The organism is Billgrantia kenyensis, from assembly GCF_013697085.1.
Lineage (GTDB): Bacteria > Pseudomonadota > Gammaproteobacteria > Pseudomonadales > Halomonadaceae > Halomonas > Halomonas kenyensis.
This window is the reverse complement of record NZ_JACEFT010000019.1, coordinates 26,550-45,075: the sequence shown is the minus strand read 5'-3', so window position 1 is coordinate 45,075 and position 18,526 is coordinate 26,550. Positions and strand designations below refer to the sequence as shown.

Below are 18,526 nucleotides of genomic sequence, written 5' to 3'. Positions count from 1 at the left end.
GAAAAGAAGAGGGAAGGGAGTGTGGTGGGCCCAGCTGGACTCGAACCAGCGACCAAGAGACCATGAGTTTGTTTGTGAATAAACCTCTGAAATATAGGAGAAATATTCGAAATACAGGATAAGGTGCAGTGCTTTGGGATCAGCAGCCTAGCAGCTCGCCCGAGGGTGTCCTGTACGATCTGGTAATGCTGCTGCGCCCTTCACCGCCATACCCATGGGGCAATTATGATGTGCACGCTACAACATCTCTTAATTGTCCTCGGGGTAGCGCGCTGGGCGCCGGGTGCTGTTGCGTAGCATTGGCGTGACCGAGAGCGTGATTTGCTCCGGTGTGGTGTCTGTCTGGTGGATCTGTGCCATCAGCAGCTCCGTGGCTTTCAGGATCATCTGATCGACGGGCTGTTGCAGGGTTGTCAGAGAATGGCTGGGCCACCTGGCCATCGGCACATCGTCGAAACCGATCACCGAGACATCGTCCGGCACCGTGAGGCCGAACTCGTGGCGCATGGTTTCCATCGCAGCAATCGCCATTACGTCGTTTGCACAGAACAGTGCATCCGGCGGTGATTGGGCCGCAAAAAGGCGCCGCGTGGCATCACAGGCATCCGAATAGCGGTAGTTGCCCACTTCCAGCGCATGGCAGTCGACACCCTCGGTGGCAAGCCCTTCGATAAAGCCGGCGTGTCGCTGTTGGTCGGTAGAAGAGTCAGGTAACCCTGAGAGGTAGGCGATGCGTTGGTGGCCCAGGGAGGCGAGGTAGCGTCCGGCCCAGTACCCTCCACTGAAGTTGTCGCTACCGACCTGGCTGATTCCTGCATAGTTCACGGTACGGTTGATGATTACCACAGGAATTCCGAAGTCCGCCACTTCCTGGGCCTGAGCGTTGTCGAGAGTGATGGCCAGCATCAGCACGCCTTCAACCTGGCTTCGAATGATATCGTCGATTACCGTGTCGAAACCCCTATCTGAGGGGGCGAAAAACAGCAGCAGGTGATATCCCTGCTGCTGAAAGAACCGTGATGCCTTTTCCAGCATGAAGGCATAAAAAGGGTTCTCGACACTGTAAGTGACCACAGCAATGGTGCGGCTGGATCGGGTGATCAGCGAGCGAGCGATCGAGTTGGGGCGATATCCCAGCTCTCGTGCCGCCTCCATCACTTTCTTGCGCGTTTTTTCCGCCACCTTGGCATCGGATGAAAAACTGCGACTCACCGCTGACTGTGACACTCCAGCCAGCTTGGCCACATCACGGGAGGTTACGGATTTCCTTTTCATGCATCACTCTCTGACAGGGCCGGGCAGAACACACCAGCGTAATGGAGCTATTCGAATAGCGTGGCTTGCCCCAGCCTGCATTTCTCCTTAGAAGCCGACCTTGTCGGCGCCTTTCAACTGCAGCATCTCACGGGCCTCTTCGGGAGTCGCTATCTCCAGCGAGAGGCCTTCCAGAATTTCACGCACTTTTGCGACTTGGCTGGCATTGCTTTCGGCCAGCTTGCCCCGGGAGAGCCATAACGAGTCCTCAAGCCCCACGCGAACATGCCCACCCATGGCAGCCGCCTGTGCCGCAATGCGCATCTGACTGCTTCCGGCGCCGAGCACGGACCATTCGTAATCATCGCCAAACAGTCGGTTGGCAGTGCGGCGCATGTGCATCACGTCTTCCGGGTGGGGACCGATACCACCCAGAATGCCGAATACGCTCTGCACGAAGATGCGTCCCCCGACGATGCCGCGATCCATCACATTACGCAGACTGTAGAGGTGGCCGATATCGTAGCATTCACACTCGAAGCGCGTGCCGTTCTTGCCGCCAAGCGTCATGGCGGTCTCGATGTCGGCAAAGGTGTTCTTGAACACCAGATCGCGACTGTTTTCCAAGTGTTCGCGCTCCCATCCGTGCTGAAAGCTGTCATAGCGGTTGAGCATGGGAAATAGGCCAAAGTTGATCGACCCCATGTTCATTGAAGCCAGCTCCGGCTTGAATTCCATGGCTGGGCGCATGCGCTCCTCCACGGTCATGTGTGGGCTGCCGCCGGTGGTGAGGTTGATGACCGCATCGGTAGATCCCTTGATGCGCGGCAGGAATCGTTCGAACACGGCAGGATCCTGGGTGGGCTTGCCATTCTCGGGATCCCGGGCGTGGAGGTGAAGGATGGCGGCGCCTGCCTCTGCTGCAGCGATAGCTGCCTCGGCGATCTCCTCCGGGGTAACCGGCAGGTGCGGTGACATGGAGGGAGTGTGGATGGCTCCGGTCACGGCACAGGTGATGATGACTTTGCGGTTGCTAGCCATGGAATATAGCTCCTACGGTCGACGGGGTCAGGAAGAGGTAACGCTGCGCTGATGCGCCATCAACGCCATGAGGCGACGGTCGCGCCAGGCTTGTCGCTCGGCGAGTCCTTGGCTCGGCAGTCGTTCACGCCGCTCCTTGTCCAGTGCGGCGAGCGTCGCGCTGTCCCAGGGGTCATCATCACCACGCTGGCGGTCGACCTCACGGTAAAGGGGGCCATAGCGCTGGCCATAGTCGGCAACGCCGGATGGTGCATTGAGGTCGATGGTTTCAAAGGGACCCATGAAGGACCAGCGCAGTCCCAGCCCGTGCTTGACGGTCTTGTCGAGATCCTCGGCGGAAACGTAGCCGTCTCGAAACAGGCGCAGCGCCTCGTTGAGCAGGGCGCCTTGTAGACGGTTGAGGATGAACCCCTGGATTTCCTTGCGCACCAGTATGGGAGCCTGCTGGGCCTGCTCCATGAGGTGCATGGAGCGGTTCACTGCTGCCTCCGAGGTGGCGGGGGCGGGAGCGACTTCCACCAGCGGGACCAGATAGGGTGGGTTGACCGGGTGGGCGACCAGACAGCGTTCCGGGTGGCGCAGGTGGTCCGTGAACCGGGATGCGGCGATGCCCGAGGTGGAGCTGGCCAAGACGGTATCCCTGGCCACCACCGCCTCCAGAGCAGAGTAGATGTCGCGCTTGGCTTCGACGTTCTCAGGGCCGCACTCCTGAATGTATTCGACATCCGCCATGGCGCGTTGCAGATTGCTCTCCGTTTGGATTAGCGCCAACGGGGCCTTCACGTCCTCGATCAGGCCAGCCTGCTTGAGGTCGGCAAGGGACTGGCGGATGGCCTCCCAGGCCTTATCCAGGGCGCTGGAATCCACATCGTAGAGGGATACGGTCATGCCGGCCCTGGCAAAGACGATGGCCCAGGCACGGCCGATCAGGCCGGCACCGACGATACCTATGCGAGCTGTCATACGGTGACTCCTCTGCCGCTTACAGGGATTCGACGTTGGCGCAAACGCTCAGCGCCTGGCCTGAGATATTGGCGCCGCCTGGCGCTGACAGGAAAAGTGCCATTGCTGCGATGTCGGTGGGCTCCACCATCCGACGCATGGAAACCTTGGCCAGGTTTTCCTGCTCCATCTCGGCGTAGCTGATGCCGCGCTTGGCAGCGCGATCCTCAATGACTTTTTCGATGCGCGGCCCGCTCACGATGCCAGGCAAGATGGCATTGACCCGAACTCCTTCAGGGCCAAGTTCACAAGCCAGGCTCTTGGTCAGGCCAACCACGGCCCATTTGCTGGCGGAATAGGGGGTGCGATAGGCGAAGCCCAGGCGGCCGGCGACCGACGCCAGGTTGATTAGCAGTCCTTGGCTCTTGCGCAGGAGAGGGGCGGCGCGGTGAGCAACGCGGTACTGCCCATTGAGGTTGATGTCGATGGTGCGTGTCCAGCTCTCGTCATCGATCTCGTCAATGCCCGCGGTAGGGCCGGCAATCCCAGCATTGTTGACCACCACGTCGAGCCCACCCAAGGAGGCGGCCTCTTCGAAAAGCCGGTCGACGTCGGCTTCCTGGCTGACATCGGCCTGCGTATGGGTGATACCTTCGGGCAGGGCGGTCAGTGCCTTGGCGTCGATATCGCAGACATGCACGCGTGCGCCGGCATCCAGAAAGGCCTTGGCAATGGCTAGGCCAATACCGTTTGCGCCAGCGGTGATCAGGACTCTCAGGTCATGACGTGGCACCAGGCGTTCAACGACGTTCATACGTTTCTCTCCTTGAATGGTTTACAGCGATGGCAGCCAGGTGGAAAGGAAGGGAAGCAGGCTGATAAGCAGCAGGTTGATGAGCACAATCCCGACGAAGGGCAGAACGGCCCAGGAAAGGCGGGCGATACCGATGTGGCTGATCTGGGAGGCGACGAAGAGGTTGAGCCCCACCGGTGGGGTGAACATGCCCATGGCAAGGTTGACCACCATGATGATGCCGAAATGAACCGGGTCGAAACCAAAGCCGATGGCAATCGGCAGCAGAATCGGTACGAAAATCAGGATGGCGGCAGCCGCCTCGATGAACATGCCGGCCATCAGTAGGAGGATATTGGCCAGAATGATGAATAGCAGCGGGCTGTCGATGGTCGACATGACGTATTCAGAGATCGTGTTAGGTACTCTCAGGCGCTGAAGAATGCGTCCATAAAGGCCTGCAGCGGCAATGATGCTGAGAACCACGGCGGTTGTAACGGCCGATTGCTTGAGGATATCGACCAGGCTGCTCAGCTTGATCTCCCGGTAGATGACGAAGCCGACCAGGAAGGAGTACACCACCGCGATTACCGCAGCTTCGGTCGGTGTAAAGATGCCGCCGTAGATGCCCCCCAATATGATCACCGGCATGAGGATGGCCAGGATGGCCTTACGTCCGGCACGAAGAACATCGGCCCAGGAGCTTTTCTCGTTGCCCCCCAGGCCGTTGGCCTTGGCGAAAAAGTAGGCAAACACCAGAAGGCTGAGGGTGACCAGGATGCCTGGCAGGATACCGGCGATGAACATATCGCCTACCGAGACGTTGGCGGCGATACCGTAGAGTATCAGCGGTATGCTGGGTGGAATGATGACCCCGAGAGCACCCGAGGCGGCCTGGTTAGCAGAGGCATAGCCGCCGGGGTAACCCTTCGCCAGCATTGCAGGAATCAGGATGGAGCCGATGGCAGCGGTGGTTGCAGCTCCCGAGCCGGAGATGGCAGCGAAGAACAGCGAAGTAACGATCGCGACCATCGCCAGGCCGCCCGTCATACTTCCAACTAGTGTATTGGAGAAGTCGACCAGGCGCTCGGAGATACCGCCGCCTTGCATCAAGTACCCCGCCAGGATGAAGAATGGAATCGCCATCAAGGGGAAGGAATTTACCGAGGCGATGAGCTGCTGTGCGACGACCACCATGGGCATCAGGTCGCCATGCCAAACGGTCACGGCGGAGGCCAGGCCGAGAGAGAAGGCGATGGGTACGCCAATGAGGAAAAGAGAGATTAGCAATAAAAACAGCAGTATGGCCATGATCAGCTCGTCTCCTGCTTGGGCTCGTAAGGTACGCCGAGCGCCTCATCCAGTAGCAGCCCAATACTGTTGATCAGGATGACCACTCCCCCTGCAGGGACGGCCATGTAGGGCCACATCATCGAAATGCGGGTGCTGGGTGCGGTCTGGCTGGAGACTCGGTCCATCAGCTCATAGCCGTACGTGATCATGATCAAGGCGAACAGGGCCGAACAAAGAATGATGGCGATACGCAGCAGGCAAGACAGCTTCTTGCCGGCATATTCCAGCAAGATGTCGACTGAGATCAGAGCTCCCTTGCGATAGGCATAACCGGCTCCCAGGAAGGTCAGCCATATCATGGAAAAACGAGCAATCTCATCGGAAAAATAGAGCGGTCGGCCCACCACGAATCGTGCGAACACCTGCCAGAAAATGAGGATGGTCATCATCAACAAGAGACCGGCGAGCACCCAGCCAATCAATCGATTGAAGTGTTCGATGGCTCTATTGGTCAGCATTAGATAGGTCTTCATGGCTGCCTCATGCATCAGGAGATGCCCGCAGGAAGCCTCACCACCTGCGGGCATCGTGGGATCAGTACTCGAAGTTGAGTGCAGCGTCGACGAGGTCTTCACCGACGGTGGGGGCCCACTTTTCGATGACGGGGGCGACGGCCTCGCGGAAGGGGTCGAGATCGGGATGCGTAACGGTCATGCCCAGCTCTTCGAGCTGTACGACGTAGCGCTCCTCCAGTTCCTGGCTGGCTTCTCGCTGGACCGGAAGCGCTATCTGCGCAGCCTCCATGATGATGGCCTGATCTTCTTCGCTGAATGAGTTGAAGAGGTCCAGGCTCATCATTAGCGGAGCCGGCGAGTAGACATGCTGGGTTATATTCAGGTAATCCTGAACTTCATAGAAGTTCACATCGTAGATGGTGGGCAGAGGGTTCTCCTGGCTGTCCATTACGCCTTGCTGAAGCGCGGTGTAGACCTCGGTCCAGGCCATGGGTGTGGCATTGGCGCCCAGCGCTTCCCAAGTGTCGACCTGGACGCGGCTCTCCTGGGTGCGGTGGTTGATTCCCCGAAGATCGCTGGGATGTTCGAGAGGGCGCACCGAATTCGTGTTATGTCGGAAGCCGTTCTCCATCCATGCCAGGAACTTGACGTTCATGTGTTCTTCGGCCAGCTGGGCGAGATATTCACCATGCTCGCTGTCCAGGAAGGCATAGGCATGCTCGTGGTTGTCGAATACGTAAGGCAGGTCGAAGAGCATGAACTGGTCGACGAAGCCCCCCATCGGGCCCGTGGAGGAAATGCCGGCGTCAATGATGCCAAAGCCCATGCCTTCCACGACTTCTCGTTCGGCGCCAAGTGCGTTGTCGTAATGAGGCTCGATGGCAAGGCGGCCATCAGAGAGACGCTCCAGCTCCTCTCCGAATTTGAGAACGCCAACGCCTTGCTGGGATTCCGGACCCAGCGGAAGGCTGACATCGATGACTCGCTCTGGCTGGGCAAGGGCGGCTGTGGATGTGGCCAAGGCGACGGCGGCTGCCAAGGAGGTGAGGGGGAGGCTCTTGGTCTGCAAGCGGTTCATGAAAAACTCCTGATCAAGCCAGCGTTGGCGCTGGGCGCGTTGTCATTGTGTCTGTCATCTGTATCGAGGGGCTCAGCAGTCTGTTTCCGTCCAAGAGGCCAAGCCCAGCGATAGTTCTAGATCATAATGCATACGTATGCGAGTCATGGCGTGATCTGTCCTTTCATGTTTCCATTCAAGTCTATGAATTTGTTGTAAATATACTTTAGTATAAGTGTGGAATACGTATTCACATTCTGAGTCTGGATCAGCAGAGCAGCCAAGCGATCCAGGGCTTTTCACGCTGGCCAGAGGCTTTTGGGAGGTTATTCCTCTCGCCTTCCAAGCGCTCATTTTTCCAGGCGGCAGCCGAGCAGGCTTTATCCCTCAAGCCGTGACCGGACGAGTTTGCTGATGTGCATGAAATGCCTGGGGGATCTTGGTTGGGCTGTCTTACGAATGGCGGTTAGAGCCCGCCTCACGGCCTTGCGGAGGCGCTCCTGCAATTCGAATGGCGAAATCTGCAACGGCAGGAATATTTCAGGTAGGAGTAAACAACTCCCATCAGGCGACTCTTGATGCTATGACCATGCCATTGACCGCTAGTAGCGCGGCTACTGGTATGTCTTGGGATCTAACTAGAGGGAGAGTGTGGTGGGCCCAGCTGGACTCGAACCAGCGACCAAGGGATTATGAGTCCCCTGCTCTAACCAACTGAGCTATAGGCCCTGCATTGCGCCGCCGTATGATAGCGAAAGCTGCCGAGCGAGGCCAGAGCCTGTCGATGGCAAATGGCCTGGCGTTGTGAGGGGCACTTCCCTGCGTTTGACGTGTCTTCTTGGGAGAGCCTTCCGCTCCAGGAGACACACCGCTCATGAAACGCCTTTTCGCTTCGTTCTCCCTGTTGGCCCTGGGCGCCTCGGCCCTGCTGGCCTCCCTGCCGCTGGTGGCCTGGGAGCTCGACCCCGAGCACTCGCGGGTGTCGGCCACGGTGATGCAGATTGGGCCCGATGGCCCCATTCCGCGCCAGCACGAGGTGCGCCGGCTGAGCGGCAATGCCGATGAAAGCGGCACACTGCAGCTGCCGCTGCGGCTCAACCAGAGCGATGTGGTGGAGCGCCTGGGGCCGCTACCGCCCTGGCTTTCCGGCATTACCGAGCGCCCGATGGCCACGTTGACCACCCAGTTTCCGCCCGAGCGGCTGGAACGACTCGCCGTAGGGGAGTCCTTGGTGGAAACCCTGACGATGAAGGTGCGCTCAGGCAACGCCGTGCGCGAGGAGTCCTTGCCCGTACGCTTTACCAAGACCGGCAGCGGCCAGGTCAAGGTCACCAACGCCGAGCGAGTGGCGCTGGATGGCCAGGCGCTGATGGCAGACCCGACACTGCGCTCGGTGATGTTGCTGCTCGGCTATGAACAGATCGGCGACGAGGTGCCGGTCAGGCTCGATGCACTGCTGGTGAAAGCAGGGGGCTCATAATCCCTTGGTCGCCTGTGACGGAGCGCTTGGGCTCACCCTTCAAGTGTGGTCCCTCGGCTCTGGATTGCACTGCCCCTCACTCCCCTTCGCTGTGTATGATGGCGATCAACAGTCACATACCAGTTACGTAAGCGGGGAAGTATCTTGAACACGGAGAGTCACTCTCAGCTGGCGGCCTTCATCTGGTCCGTAGCGGATCTGCTGCGCGGCGATTTCAAGCAGTCACAGTATGGCCGCATCATCCTCCCGTTCACTCTGCTGCGGCGCCTGGAGTGCGTGCTGGAGCCCACCAAGGGAGATGTGCTGAGTGCTGCCCGGGAGCACCAGGTCAAGCCCGATGCCGTGCGCGAGAAGCTGCTGCTGCGCGCGGCGGAGCAGCCCTTCTTCAACGCCTCGCCGCTGACCCTGGGCAGCCTCTCCGAGACCCAGACCGGCGACGACCTGATGAGCTACGTGCAGTCGTTTAGCCAGGACGCCCGGGAGATCTTCGAGCACTTCGAGTTCGAGGGCTTCGTCCAGCAGCTGGCCGGAAGCAATCTGCTCTACCAGGTGGTGCAGCGCTTCGCCGCCATCGACATGAGCCCGCAGCGGCTTTCCAACTACGGCATGGGCCTGGTGTTCGAGGAGCTGATCCGCAAGTTCGCCGAGAGCTCCAACGAGACGGCGGGGGAGCACTTCACCCCGCGCGACATCGTCCACCTGACCACCTCGCTGGTGCTCACCGGCCAGGACGACAAGCTTCGCCCCCACGGCATCGTCACCGTCTACGATCCGACCGCCGGCACCGGCGGCTTCCTCTCCGAGAGCGACGAGTACATCCAGGAGGTCAGCCAGGGGGTGACCGTCTCGCTGCACGGCCAGGAGCTCAACCCCGAGTCCTACGCTATCTGCAAGGCCGATATGCTGATCAAGGGCCAGGCGGTGGAGCAGATCAAGCTCGGCAACACCCTCTCCGACGACCAGCTCCCCGGCGAGCACTTCGACTTCATGCTCTCCAATCCGCCCTTCGGCGTGGAGTGGAAGAAGGTGCAGAAGGCGATCACCGACGAGCACAAGCAGCGTGGCTACGAAGGCCGTTTCGGCCCCGGCCTGCCGCGGGTCTCCGACGGCTCGCTGCTGTTTCTGATGCATTTGGTGAGCAAGATGCGCTCCCGCCAGGAGGGCGGCTCGCGCATCGGCATCATCCTCAACGGCTCGCCCTTGTTCACCGGCGGCGCCGGCAGCGGGGAGTCCGAGATCCGCCGCTATCTGCTGCAGCACGATCTGGTGGAGGCCATCGTCGGCCTGCCCACCGACCTCTTCTACAACACCGGTATCGCCACCTATGTGTGGGTCCTCTCCAACCACAAGCCAGCCGAGCGCCGCGGTAAGGTACAGCTGATCAACGCCACTGGCCGGGCCAGCAAGATGCGCAAGTCGCTGGGCAGCAAGCGTCAGTTCATCACCGACCGCGACATCGAGGAGATCGTGCGCCTCTATGGCGCCTGCCAGGAGGGCGAGGAGAGCAAGCTCTTCCCGGTGGAGGCCTTCGGCTACCGGCGCATCACCGTGGAGCGCCCGCTGCGACTCAACTTCCAGGCCAGTCCCGAGCGCCTGGAGAAGCTCGATGACGAGAAGCCGCTCCAGAAGCTGGCGGAGGGCGAGCGTGAGGCGATCAAGGCCGCCTGCGCCACCTTGGACCCGGCGCATCGCTTCACCAACCGCGACGCCTTCACCAAGGCAATGAAGGCTGCACTCAAGGCGGCAGGCTTGAAGGTTGGCGCCCCGGGGCAGAAGGCGATCCTCAACGCCCTCTCCGTGCGTGATCCCGAAGCCGACATCTGTCTCGACAAGCAGGGCAGCCCCGAGCCTGACAGCGGCCTGCGCGACAACGAGAACGTGCCGCTGGACGAGTCGGTGTTCGACTACTTCGAGCGCGAGGTGAAACCCCACGTGCCCGACGCCTGGATCGACGAGGAGAAGCGCGATCCGCTGGACGGCCGTATCGGTATCGTCGGCTTCGAGATCCCCTTCAACAGGCACTTCTATCAGTTCACCCCGCCGCGTCCGCTGGAGGAGATCGACGCCGACCTCAAGGCCTGCACCGACCGCATCAAGCGGATGATCGAGGAGCTGTCGGCATGAGCTCGCCCCAGCCCCTGGTCGCCTGGGTGAAGGCCAATGGCCCGAGATTGACTCCGTGGGCGTTCGCCCCTATGCTGGGTAGCAACAATACCCGCCAAGGCTATGCTCTCCGGAGTACCCTCAAACCGGCGGGTTACTTTTTTGTGCGGGGTGTGCATGGACTTCATTAAGCCCGCCACCACCATCGAGCAGCAAATCGACCTGCTCAAGTCGCGCGGGATGCAGGTAGAAGATGATGCGCAGGCGCACCACTACCTAAGCCATCTCAACTACTACCGCTTGACCGCCTACTGGCTGCCCTTTGAGGTCGATCACGACACTCACCAGTTTCGCCCCGGCACTCGGTTCAACGACGTTCTCAACCTGTATGTTTTCGATCGCGAGCTGCGGTTACTGCTTCTGGATGCCATTGAGCGGATAGAAGTCTCCGTACGTGCCCAATGGGCCTACCAGATGGGCCACCGCTACGGGCCACACTCTTACCTGGACGCGGCACTGGCCACACGAGGAGACTGGCACGCTCGTCACCTGGCGAGCCTGGAAAAAGAAGTGGCACGCTCCGATGAGATCTTTATCCAGCACTACCAAAGCACCTACCGGCAACCCAAGACACCGCCGATCTGGGCAGTGAGTGAGGTCATGTCGATGGGGCTGCTATCGCGCTGGATTACCCAATTACGCCCCAGTGACCGGGCAAGCATTGCCAAGACCTATCGGCTCGACCAGAGCGTACTGAAGGCCTTTATTCGTCACCTTACCTATGTGCGCAACTTGTGCGCCCACCATAGCCGTGTGTGGAACCGTCGCTTTACCGTCACCATGAAGCTACCCACCGGAAAACCTGCTGTACTGGTGCCGCTTTTCCATCCCGATGAGCCGCGTAAGATCTACAACACCTTGGTGATGCTGGCCTACTGCCTGGACCTCATCAGCCCCGGCCATCACTGGAAGCAACGGCTAGGTACGCTACTCGGGCAGCACATCATGGATGTGACACACATGGGCTTTCCACCCGAGTGGGAGCAACAGGCGTTCTGGCTGGATGCTGCACACGCAAGAGAGGAAGCGCGGCCGTGAGCTCTTGCCATATATTGTACTCGCTTAGCAAGCGATCCTGGCCGTTGAGATGGCTGGCCCATCATCGCAACATGTCGGATGACACACCCGTCATGCCTCTCTCGGACGCACAATTTGGCGGGTTTTTTGTGTCTGGCAGTTGGCTTGCCGAGCCCTTCTGGCGTGAGGCCGTGATGAATGCAGAGAGGGAGTGAAGGGATGAGCTTTCCACGGTATCCCGAGTACAAAGACTCAGGCGTCGAGTGGCTGGGGGAGGTGCCGGTGCATTGGGTGGTCGGGCCGTTAAGGTGGTATGCAACCATCCAGGGTGGGGTGGCCAAGGGGAAAAGCTACTCTGATGATACGCCCACGGTTGACCTCCCATACCTGCGAGTTGCTAACGTTCAGGATGGGCATGTCGATCTATCGTCGGTCAACACTGTGACAGTTGCCTTGTCCGAGGTTGAGCGTTATCGCCTTCAGCCCGGCGATGTTTTGATGAACGAAGGCGGCGACAACGACAAGCTTGGGCGTGGGACTGTCTGGGAGGGGGAAATTGCTGACTGTCTTCACCAGAACCATGTCTTTGCAATTCGCCCAAACCAGTACTTGCTGCCCTACTGGCTGTCCATGTTCACTCGCTCCAGTGCAGCCCGGTCCTACTTTTATCTGTACTCCAAGCAGAGCACCAACCTAGCCTCAATTTCATCCAGTAACGTGATGTCATGTCCGTTGCCTCTCCCTCCGACAGCAGAGCAACGTCAGATATTGAGTTTCCTTGACAACGAAACCGCCCGCATCGACGCCTTGGTAGAAGAGCAGCAGCGGCTGATCGAGCTGCTCAAGGAGAAGCGCCAGGCAGTGATCTCCCATGCCGTCACCAAGGGGCTGGATCCCGATGTACCGATGAAGGACTCCGGAGTGGAGTGGCTGGGCGAGGTGCCGGCGCATTGGGAGCTAAAGCGACTAGGAGACATTGTCGAATTTTCACAGGGAAAAGCCCATGAGCCATTTGTAGATGCCGATGGCGAATATATTTGCGTGAATTCACGTTTTGTATCAACAAATGGGAGTTCGGTGAAAAGGTGCACCAAGAACCTTACCCCAGCCAACAAAGGTGATGTGCTGATGGTGATGAGCGATCTTCCGAATGGAAGGGCTCTAGCCAGAACTTTCCTTGTCGAGCAGTCGGACCTATATGCAGTAAACCAACGAGTTTGCAGGATACGTCCTGTCGCTGCTTCTCCCCTTTTCCTATTTTATCTCTTGGATCGTCATCCGAGCCTTCTTTTCAAGGATGATGGCTTCAACCAGACACATCTTTCAGGTGGCGATTTTACTCAGTTAAGGCTTTATCTCCCCCCGGAAAATGAGCAGTCAGAGATCGTGAAGCACCTAGTTTCTCACACGTATCAGGTTGATGGGCTATTAGTCGAGTCCCATGAAAACATAGCTTTGTTAAAAGAACGCCGCTCCGCCCTGATATCCGCTGCTGTTACCGGCAAGATTGACGTCCGCGGCTGGCAGCCACCGGCGGGCTCAACAGCCACCACTGAAGCCACACGAGCGGAGATGGTATGACGCAAGGACGCAGCATCCGGCTATTCCTGGTGGACGGCACGCCCAACGGCCTGCTGACCGCCGAGATCATGAACTGGACCGGTCACGTGCTCACTGGCCCGCGCACGAAACTTAGCGAGCTGGTGCAGCGCCCGGAGTGCGGCCGCACCGGGATCTACTTCCTGGTTGGTCCCGACCCCGAGAACAGCTTGCGCCCGCTGGTCTATATAGGCGAGAGCGACGACGTCGGCACCCGCCTCAAGCAGCACAACCGCCCAGAGGTTGTTTCAGGCACGGGGGGTGGCAAGGATTTCTGGGAGAAGGTCTGCCTGGTCACCAGCAAGGATCAGAACCTCACCAAAGCCCATGTGAAGTACCTGGAGAGCCTGCTGATCCAGAACGCCGGCCAGGTCGGCCGCTGCAAGCTGATCAACGGCACCGCCCATGATTACATCAACCTGCCCGAGTCGGACCGCGCCGATATGGCGTTCTTCGTCGAGCAGATCCGTACCGTACTGCCGGTGCTGGGGTTCGATTTTCTGCGCGAGACCTCGCGCCCCTCACGGGTGGCGGAAGCAGCGCCGGCGGCAGTTCCAGAGGCCTCGCCCCGCTTCATTCTGGAGGTGCCACGGCACGGCATCAGCGCCACCGGCCAGGAGATCGACGGCGAGTTCTACGTCTTCAAGGGCTCCCTGGCTCGGGGTCGCTGGGTCGGCACCGAGCGGGGCTACCAGAGCCTCTACAATCAGCTCTGCGAAGACGGGGTCCTGGCAGAGAACGGTGATGGTCCCAGAGTATTCAACGAGGATCAGAGCTTCAGCAGTCCCAGTGCCGCCGCCGCGGTCATCTCTGGCCGCAGTGCCAACGGACGGACCTCATGGAAGGGCGAAGGCAGCGGCATGACCTACGGCGAGTGGCAGGATCAGCAGGTCAGCGCTGCCGCTGCCGCTGGCGGAGAAGGAGAAGAGGGCAGGGATGGAGCTGAATGATGGGTGATTTCGGAGAGTATATTGTTTACGTGGATGAGAGTGGTGATCATGGGCTGAAGAACATCAATCCTGATTATCCAGTGTTCGTGTTGGCATTTTGTATCATCCACAAACAAGCTTACCTGACACAGATCGTGCCGAAAATACAGGAGCTGAAGTTTCGCTACTTCGGTCATGACATGGTGGTCCTCCACGAGGCGGAGATCCGGAAAGCAAGAAAGCCTTTCGATATTCTTCTTAACCCGAATGTCAGACACCGCTTCATGGAGGAGTTATCGAGGATCATCGAAACGGCTCCCTTCATCTTAGTGGCCACTTGCATCATGAAAGAAGCATTCTCCCAGCGACATGGTGTGGATGGAAACCCATACCATGTCGCCATGGAGTTCGGATTGGAGCGCGTCTTCATGGAGCTGCAAGGGCTTCGGCAGCGAGGTCAACTGACCCATGTCGTCTTCGAGCAGAGAGGGCTGCAAGAAGATCAAGCGCTGGAGTTGGAATTCCGGCGTATCAAGGATCAGTCACGGGTAGAGGGGCTGGGAGATACCCTGGATATCGTCATGGCCAACAAGAAGGTGAACTCGGCTGGTTTGCAGCTGGCTGATATGGTCGCGCGTCCCATCGGTCGCCACCTGCTGAACCCGGATCAACCAAATCGGGCTTTCGAGATCTTGGAAGCCAAGTTTCGGCGTAGCCGTGCTGGACAGGTCCGCGGCTGGGGGTTGAAGGTATATCCCTGAAAACAAAAGGCCCCGACGCATTCGCCGAGGCCCCTTGCCGATCGGGCATTCCCAATCCATGCTTGTATGTTAGCTGATTGGCCAAGCCATGGCAATCAGCCTACTAGCTGGTCAACAACACCCCCCACGCCTCTCATGGATGCGCCCCTTGGGGGGTTACTTTCTTCTGGTCAGCGCTGCTGCCTGATCCAGCGGGCGTCGATAGCATGGGAATGGGCTCTTCCGGCGATGGGGGGCGCAGCGCCCCCTGGACGAGGTACCGGCCTAAGTAGCCTTCTCCTTGCATCCCTGAAGCGCTAGGCTGTTACGCATAATTACGCCAGACGCAGGGGAACACATGGCGGACAGCAGGGAAGCCCGCTTCCAGCAGGACATCATCGAGGCCATGGTGGCCGGGGGCTGGAAAGCAGGTACGGCCAGCGGCTATGACCGGGCCTCGGCGCTCTACACCGAGGACTTGCTCGGCTACGTGCGCGAGGCCTGGCCGGAGCGCTGGGAGAAGTTCTGCAAGGCTAACCCCCAGGCCTCCGAGCAGGTATTCGTTCAGAAGGTGGTGCGCGAGCTGGAGCGGGCCGGCACCCTAGAGGTGCTGCGCCACGGCTTCAAGGTGCCGGGGGTGAAGTTCGATCTGTGCAGTTTCCAGCCTGATCACGGCATGAACCCGGATACCCTGGCACGCTACCGCGCCAACCGCCTGCGGGTGGTGCCGGAGGTCTCCTACTCGCCCAATGCCCGAGAGAAGGGCAAGGGCGGTGAGAGCTACAACCCCCGCCTGGACCTGGTGCTGTTCGTCAACGGCATCCCCACCGCGACGCTCGAGCTCAAGAGCCAATTCAAGCAGACGGTGGAGAACGCCAAGCGCCAGTATCGCCAGGACCGCCCAATCAAGGATCCCGTCACCCGCAAGCCGGAGCCGCTGCTGACCTTCAAGCGTGGCGCACTGGTGCATTTCGCGGTGAGCCAGGCCGAGGTGGCAATGACCACCAAGCTGGCCGGCAAGGAAACCTATTTCCTGCCCTTCAACCGTGGCACGGAGGAGGGCGGTGCCGGCAATCCGCCGCCTGATGATGAGCAGCGCTACGCCACCGCCTACCTGTGGGAGCAGGTGTTCGCCCCGGACGCCTGGCTGAAGGTGCTCGGCCGCTTCCTGCATATGGAGCAGAAGACCGTCGAGGACTTCCACGGCCGGCGTACCACCAAGGAGACGCTGATCTTCCCGCGTTATCATCAGTGGGAGGTGGTCAACCGCCTGGTACAGGCCACCTTGGCCGAGGGGCCGGGGCGGCGCTACCTGGTGCAGCACAGTGCCGGCTCTGGCAAGTCCAACTCCATCGCCTGGGCTGCACACCAGCTGGCCAACCTCTATGCGGAGGACGGCACGAAGCTATTCAATTCGGTGATCGTAGTCACCGACCGCACCGTGCTCGACAGTCAGCTGCAGGACACCATCTATCAGTTCGAGCACGCCCATGGCGTGGTCTGCCCGATCACCCGGGACATTAGCAACCAGAGCAAGTCCGAACAGCTCGCCGAGGCGCTGGCCAGCAACACCCGCATCATCATCGTCACCATTCAGACCTTCCCGGCACTGTTCGACGCCTTGGACAAGCGACCTCAATTGGCCGAGGGCAACTACGCGGTAATTGCCGACGAAGCTCACTCCTCGCAGACCGGCAGCTCGGCCAGCAAGCTCAAGGCGCTGCTGGCGGCGGCTGGTGAGGCGCTAGAGGATAATGAAGGCGAAATCAGCGCCGAGGTGATGTTGGATGCCGCTGTGGCCTCACGGCGCCCCAGCGAGCGCATCAGCTACTACGCCTTTACTGCCACCCCCAAGGCCAAGACCCTGGAGCTGTTCGGTCGCCCGCCGAATCCGGACCTCCCGGCCAGCGCCGACAACAAGCCCGAGCCTTTCCACCTCTACTCCATGCGCCAGGCCATCGAGGAGGGCTTCATCCTCGACGTGCTCAAGAACTACGTCACCTACAGTACCGCCTGGAAACTCGCCCATCCCGAGGGTGAGGATCAAGAAGTCGACTCCAAGAAGGCCTCGCGCACCCTGGCCAAGTGGGTGCGCCTGCACCCCTACAACATCGCCCAGCGGGTGGAGGTGATCGTCGAGCACTACCGCGACAACGTCCGCCACCTGCTGGATGGCCAGGCCAAGGCCATGGTGGTCACCGCAAGTCGCCAGGAAGCGGTGCGCTACCAACTCGCCATGCAGGCCTACATCCAGGCCCAGGGCTACGGCGACGTGCACCCCATGGTGGCCTTCTCCGGCAGCGTGCCCGCCGATGAGGTAATTTCCGAGGAGGTCACCGAGACCAGCCGCCTGCTTAACCCCGGGCTCAAGGGACGCGACCTCGCCGAGGCGTTCGACACCGACGACTTCAACGTGATGATCGCCGCCAACAAGTTCCAGACCGGCTTCGATCAGCCCAAGCTCTGCGCTATGTACGTGGACAAGAAGCTTCAGGGCGTGGACTGCGTGCAGACGCTCTCGCGGCTCAACCGGCTGTTCCCCGGCAAGCAGACCTTCATCCTCGATTTCTACAACGACGGACAGGAGATTCTCGACGCCTTCGCGCCTTATTACCGTAGGGCGGAGTTGGCCGACGTATCCGATCCCAACGTGGTCTACGATCTGCAGCGCAGTTTGGACGTCAGCGGCATCTACCACTGGCCCGAGGTGGAAGCCTTTGCCAAGGCCTTCTTTGACCCCAAGGCCCCGGCGTCGAGCCTCAGCTATTACTGCCGACCCGCCCAGGATCGCTTCAAGCAGCGCTATCAGCTAACCCTGGAGCAGCTGCAAACCTGGAAGGAAGCCCGCCACACCGCAGAGCAGAACGGAGACGACAAGGGCCTAAAGCGTGCCGAGCAGGAGCTCAAGGACGCCGGTACCACCCGCGACGAGCTCGACCTGTTCCGCAAGAACCTGCAGAGCTTCGTGCGCACCTACGAGTTCCTCAGCCAGATCGTCACCTTCGACGACCCCGAGCTGGAGCAGCTATGCGTCTATGCCCGCCACCTCTACCCGCTGCTGCGCACCGACCGGTTGCTGGAGGAAGAGGCCATCGACGTCAGCGAGTTGGAGCTGACCCACTACCGGCTTACCAAGCGAGAGGAGAAGCGCCTACGCCTGGAAGTCGCAGAGGGTAGCCCGCTCAAGCCCGTCAGCGATGTGGGCTCCGGTAAGCCACACGACCCCGAGAAGCAACGCCTGGCCGAGATCATCGACCGGCTCAATGACCTCTACGGCGCCGAAGTCAGCGACGACGACAAGCTGCACTTCGCCAACGGCATTGCCGACCGCATCGAACGCGACGAAGCAGTGATGGCCCAGGTCCGCAACCACAGCGAGGACCAGGTGATGCATGGCCTGTTCCCGAAGAAGGTCACCGACGCCGTGCTCGACGCCCTCAGCGACCACGAAAAGCTCAGCATTCCGCTGCTGGAGGATGAGGAGACGGGGAGGCAGTTCGCGTTGTTGATACTGAAGCTGCTGGCGGGGAGGAAGGCTCGAAATGAGCAGGTAAAGAGATGATGTTTCGGTCAGCTAGTTCATGAAGGGCGATTATTCTCTGAGTGATTTTCTATCCTCTGCTACCGAAGCAGCTAACGACTCCTGCCCAGTCAGCATGCGCAACGCGGCCTCGCTTGAGATTGCCTTACCGGGCTCTTCTCC

Annotated in this window: 14 protein-coding genes and 1 tRNA gene; 7 read left to right on the top strand and 8 right to left on the bottom strand. The window is 59.9% G+C overall.

The features are described from left to right. Positions 1-249 precede the first annotated feature (249 nt). The 8 genes from H1D44_RS14410 to H1D44_RS14375 form a co-directional block, all read right to left on the bottom strand. The gene (locus H1D44_RS14410) at positions 250-1,275 is read right to left on the bottom strand and encodes a LacI family DNA-binding transcriptional regulator (protein ID WP_181515557.1); all 1,026 of its coding nucleotides are present in this window, start codon (positions 1,273-1,275) and stop codon (positions 250-252) included. A gap of 87 nt (positions 1,276-1,362) precedes the next feature. After that, positions 1,363-2,295, bottom strand: a complete 933-nt coding sequence (gene kce, locus H1D44_RS14405; protein ID WP_181515556.1) for a 3,5-dioxohexanoate:acetyl-CoA acetone transferase — start codon at positions 2,293-2,295, stop codon at positions 1,363-1,365. Positions 2,296-2,322: 27 nt separating this feature from the next. After that, positions 2,323-3,258: a 3-hydroxyacyl-CoA dehydrogenase gene (locus H1D44_RS14400; RefSeq protein ID WP_181515555.1), complete on the bottom strand. Its 936-nt coding sequence runs from the start codon at positions 3,256-3,258 to the stop codon at positions 2,323-2,325. 19 nt (positions 3,259-3,277) lie between these two features. Beyond that, on the bottom strand, positions 3,278-4,051 hold the full coding sequence (locus H1D44_RS14395; protein WP_181515554.1) for an SDR family oxidoreductase: 774 nt from the start codon (positions 4,049-4,051) through the stop codon (positions 3,278-3,280). Between the two features lie 21 nt (positions 4,052-4,072). After that, on the bottom strand, positions 4,073-5,341 hold the full coding sequence (locus H1D44_RS14390) for a TRAP transporter large permease (RefSeq protein WP_181515553.1): 1,269 nt from the start codon (positions 5,339-5,341) through the stop codon (positions 4,073-4,075). A gap of 2 nt (positions 5,342-5,343) precedes the next feature. Then, positions 5,344-5,856: a TRAP transporter small permease gene (locus tag H1D44_RS14385; protein WP_181515552.1), complete on the bottom strand. Its 513-nt coding sequence runs from the start codon at positions 5,854-5,856 to the stop codon at positions 5,344-5,346. Positions 5,857-5,917: 61 nt separating this feature from the next. Continuing rightward, the gene (locus H1D44_RS14380) at positions 5,918-6,916 is read right to left on the bottom strand and encodes a TRAP transporter substrate-binding protein (protein ID WP_181515551.1); all 999 of its coding nucleotides are present in this window, start codon (positions 6,914-6,916) and stop codon (positions 5,918-5,920) included. A gap of 631 nt (positions 6,917-7,547) precedes the next feature. After that, positions 7,548-7,624 (bottom strand) — tRNA-Ile (locus tag H1D44_RS14375). 145 nt (positions 7,625-7,769) lie between these two features. On the opposite strand from H1D44_RS14375, the gene H1D44_RS14370 reads away from it, so the two are divergent. The 7 genes from H1D44_RS14370 to H1D44_RS14340 all read left to right on the top strand — a co-directional run bounded on the left by H1D44_RS14370 (position 7,770) and on the right by H1D44_RS14340 (position 18,385). Continuing rightward, the gene (locus tag H1D44_RS14370) at positions 7,770-8,375 is read left to right on the top strand and encodes a hypothetical protein (protein WP_181515550.1); all 606 of its coding nucleotides are present in this window, start codon (positions 7,770-7,772) and stop codon (positions 8,373-8,375) included. Positions 8,376-8,519: 144 nt separating this feature from the next. Next, positions 8,520-10,499: a type I restriction-modification system subunit M gene (locus H1D44_RS14365; RefSeq protein ID WP_181515549.1), complete on the top strand. Its 1,980-nt coding sequence runs from the start codon at positions 8,520-8,522 to the stop codon at positions 10,497-10,499. Between the two features lie 156 nt (positions 10,500-10,655). Beyond that, positions 10,656-11,576 (top strand): Abi family protein, encoded by a 921-nt coding sequence (locus H1D44_RS14360; RefSeq protein WP_181515548.1) that lies wholly within the window; start codon positions 10,656-10,658, stop codon positions 11,574-11,576. A gap of 198 nt (positions 11,577-11,774) precedes the next feature. Beyond that, the gene (locus tag H1D44_RS14355; protein WP_220128106.1) at positions 11,775-13,136 is read left to right on the top strand and encodes a restriction endonuclease subunit S; all 1,362 of its coding nucleotides are present in this window, start codon (positions 11,775-11,777) and stop codon (positions 13,134-13,136) included. Continuing rightward, a complete protein-coding gene (locus tag H1D44_RS14350) occupies positions 13,133-14,104 on the top strand; it encodes a GIY-YIG nuclease family protein (RefSeq protein WP_181515546.1) in 972 nt (323 codons plus the stop codon). Before H1D44_RS14355 ends, H1D44_RS14350 begins: the two co-directional genes overlap by 4 nt. Further along, complete coding sequence (locus tag H1D44_RS14345) at positions 14,104-14,844, top strand: DUF3800 domain-containing protein (protein WP_181515545.1); 741 nt, start codon at positions 14,104-14,106, stop codon at positions 14,842-14,844. Before H1D44_RS14350 ends, H1D44_RS14345 begins: the two co-directional genes overlap by 1 nt. Positions 14,845-15,181: 337 nt before the next feature. Next, entirely contained in the window at positions 15,182-18,385 is a 3,204-nt protein-coding gene (locus H1D44_RS14340) for a type I restriction endonuclease subunit R (RefSeq protein ID WP_181515544.1), read from the top strand. Positions 18,386-18,526: the final 141 nt, after the last annotated feature.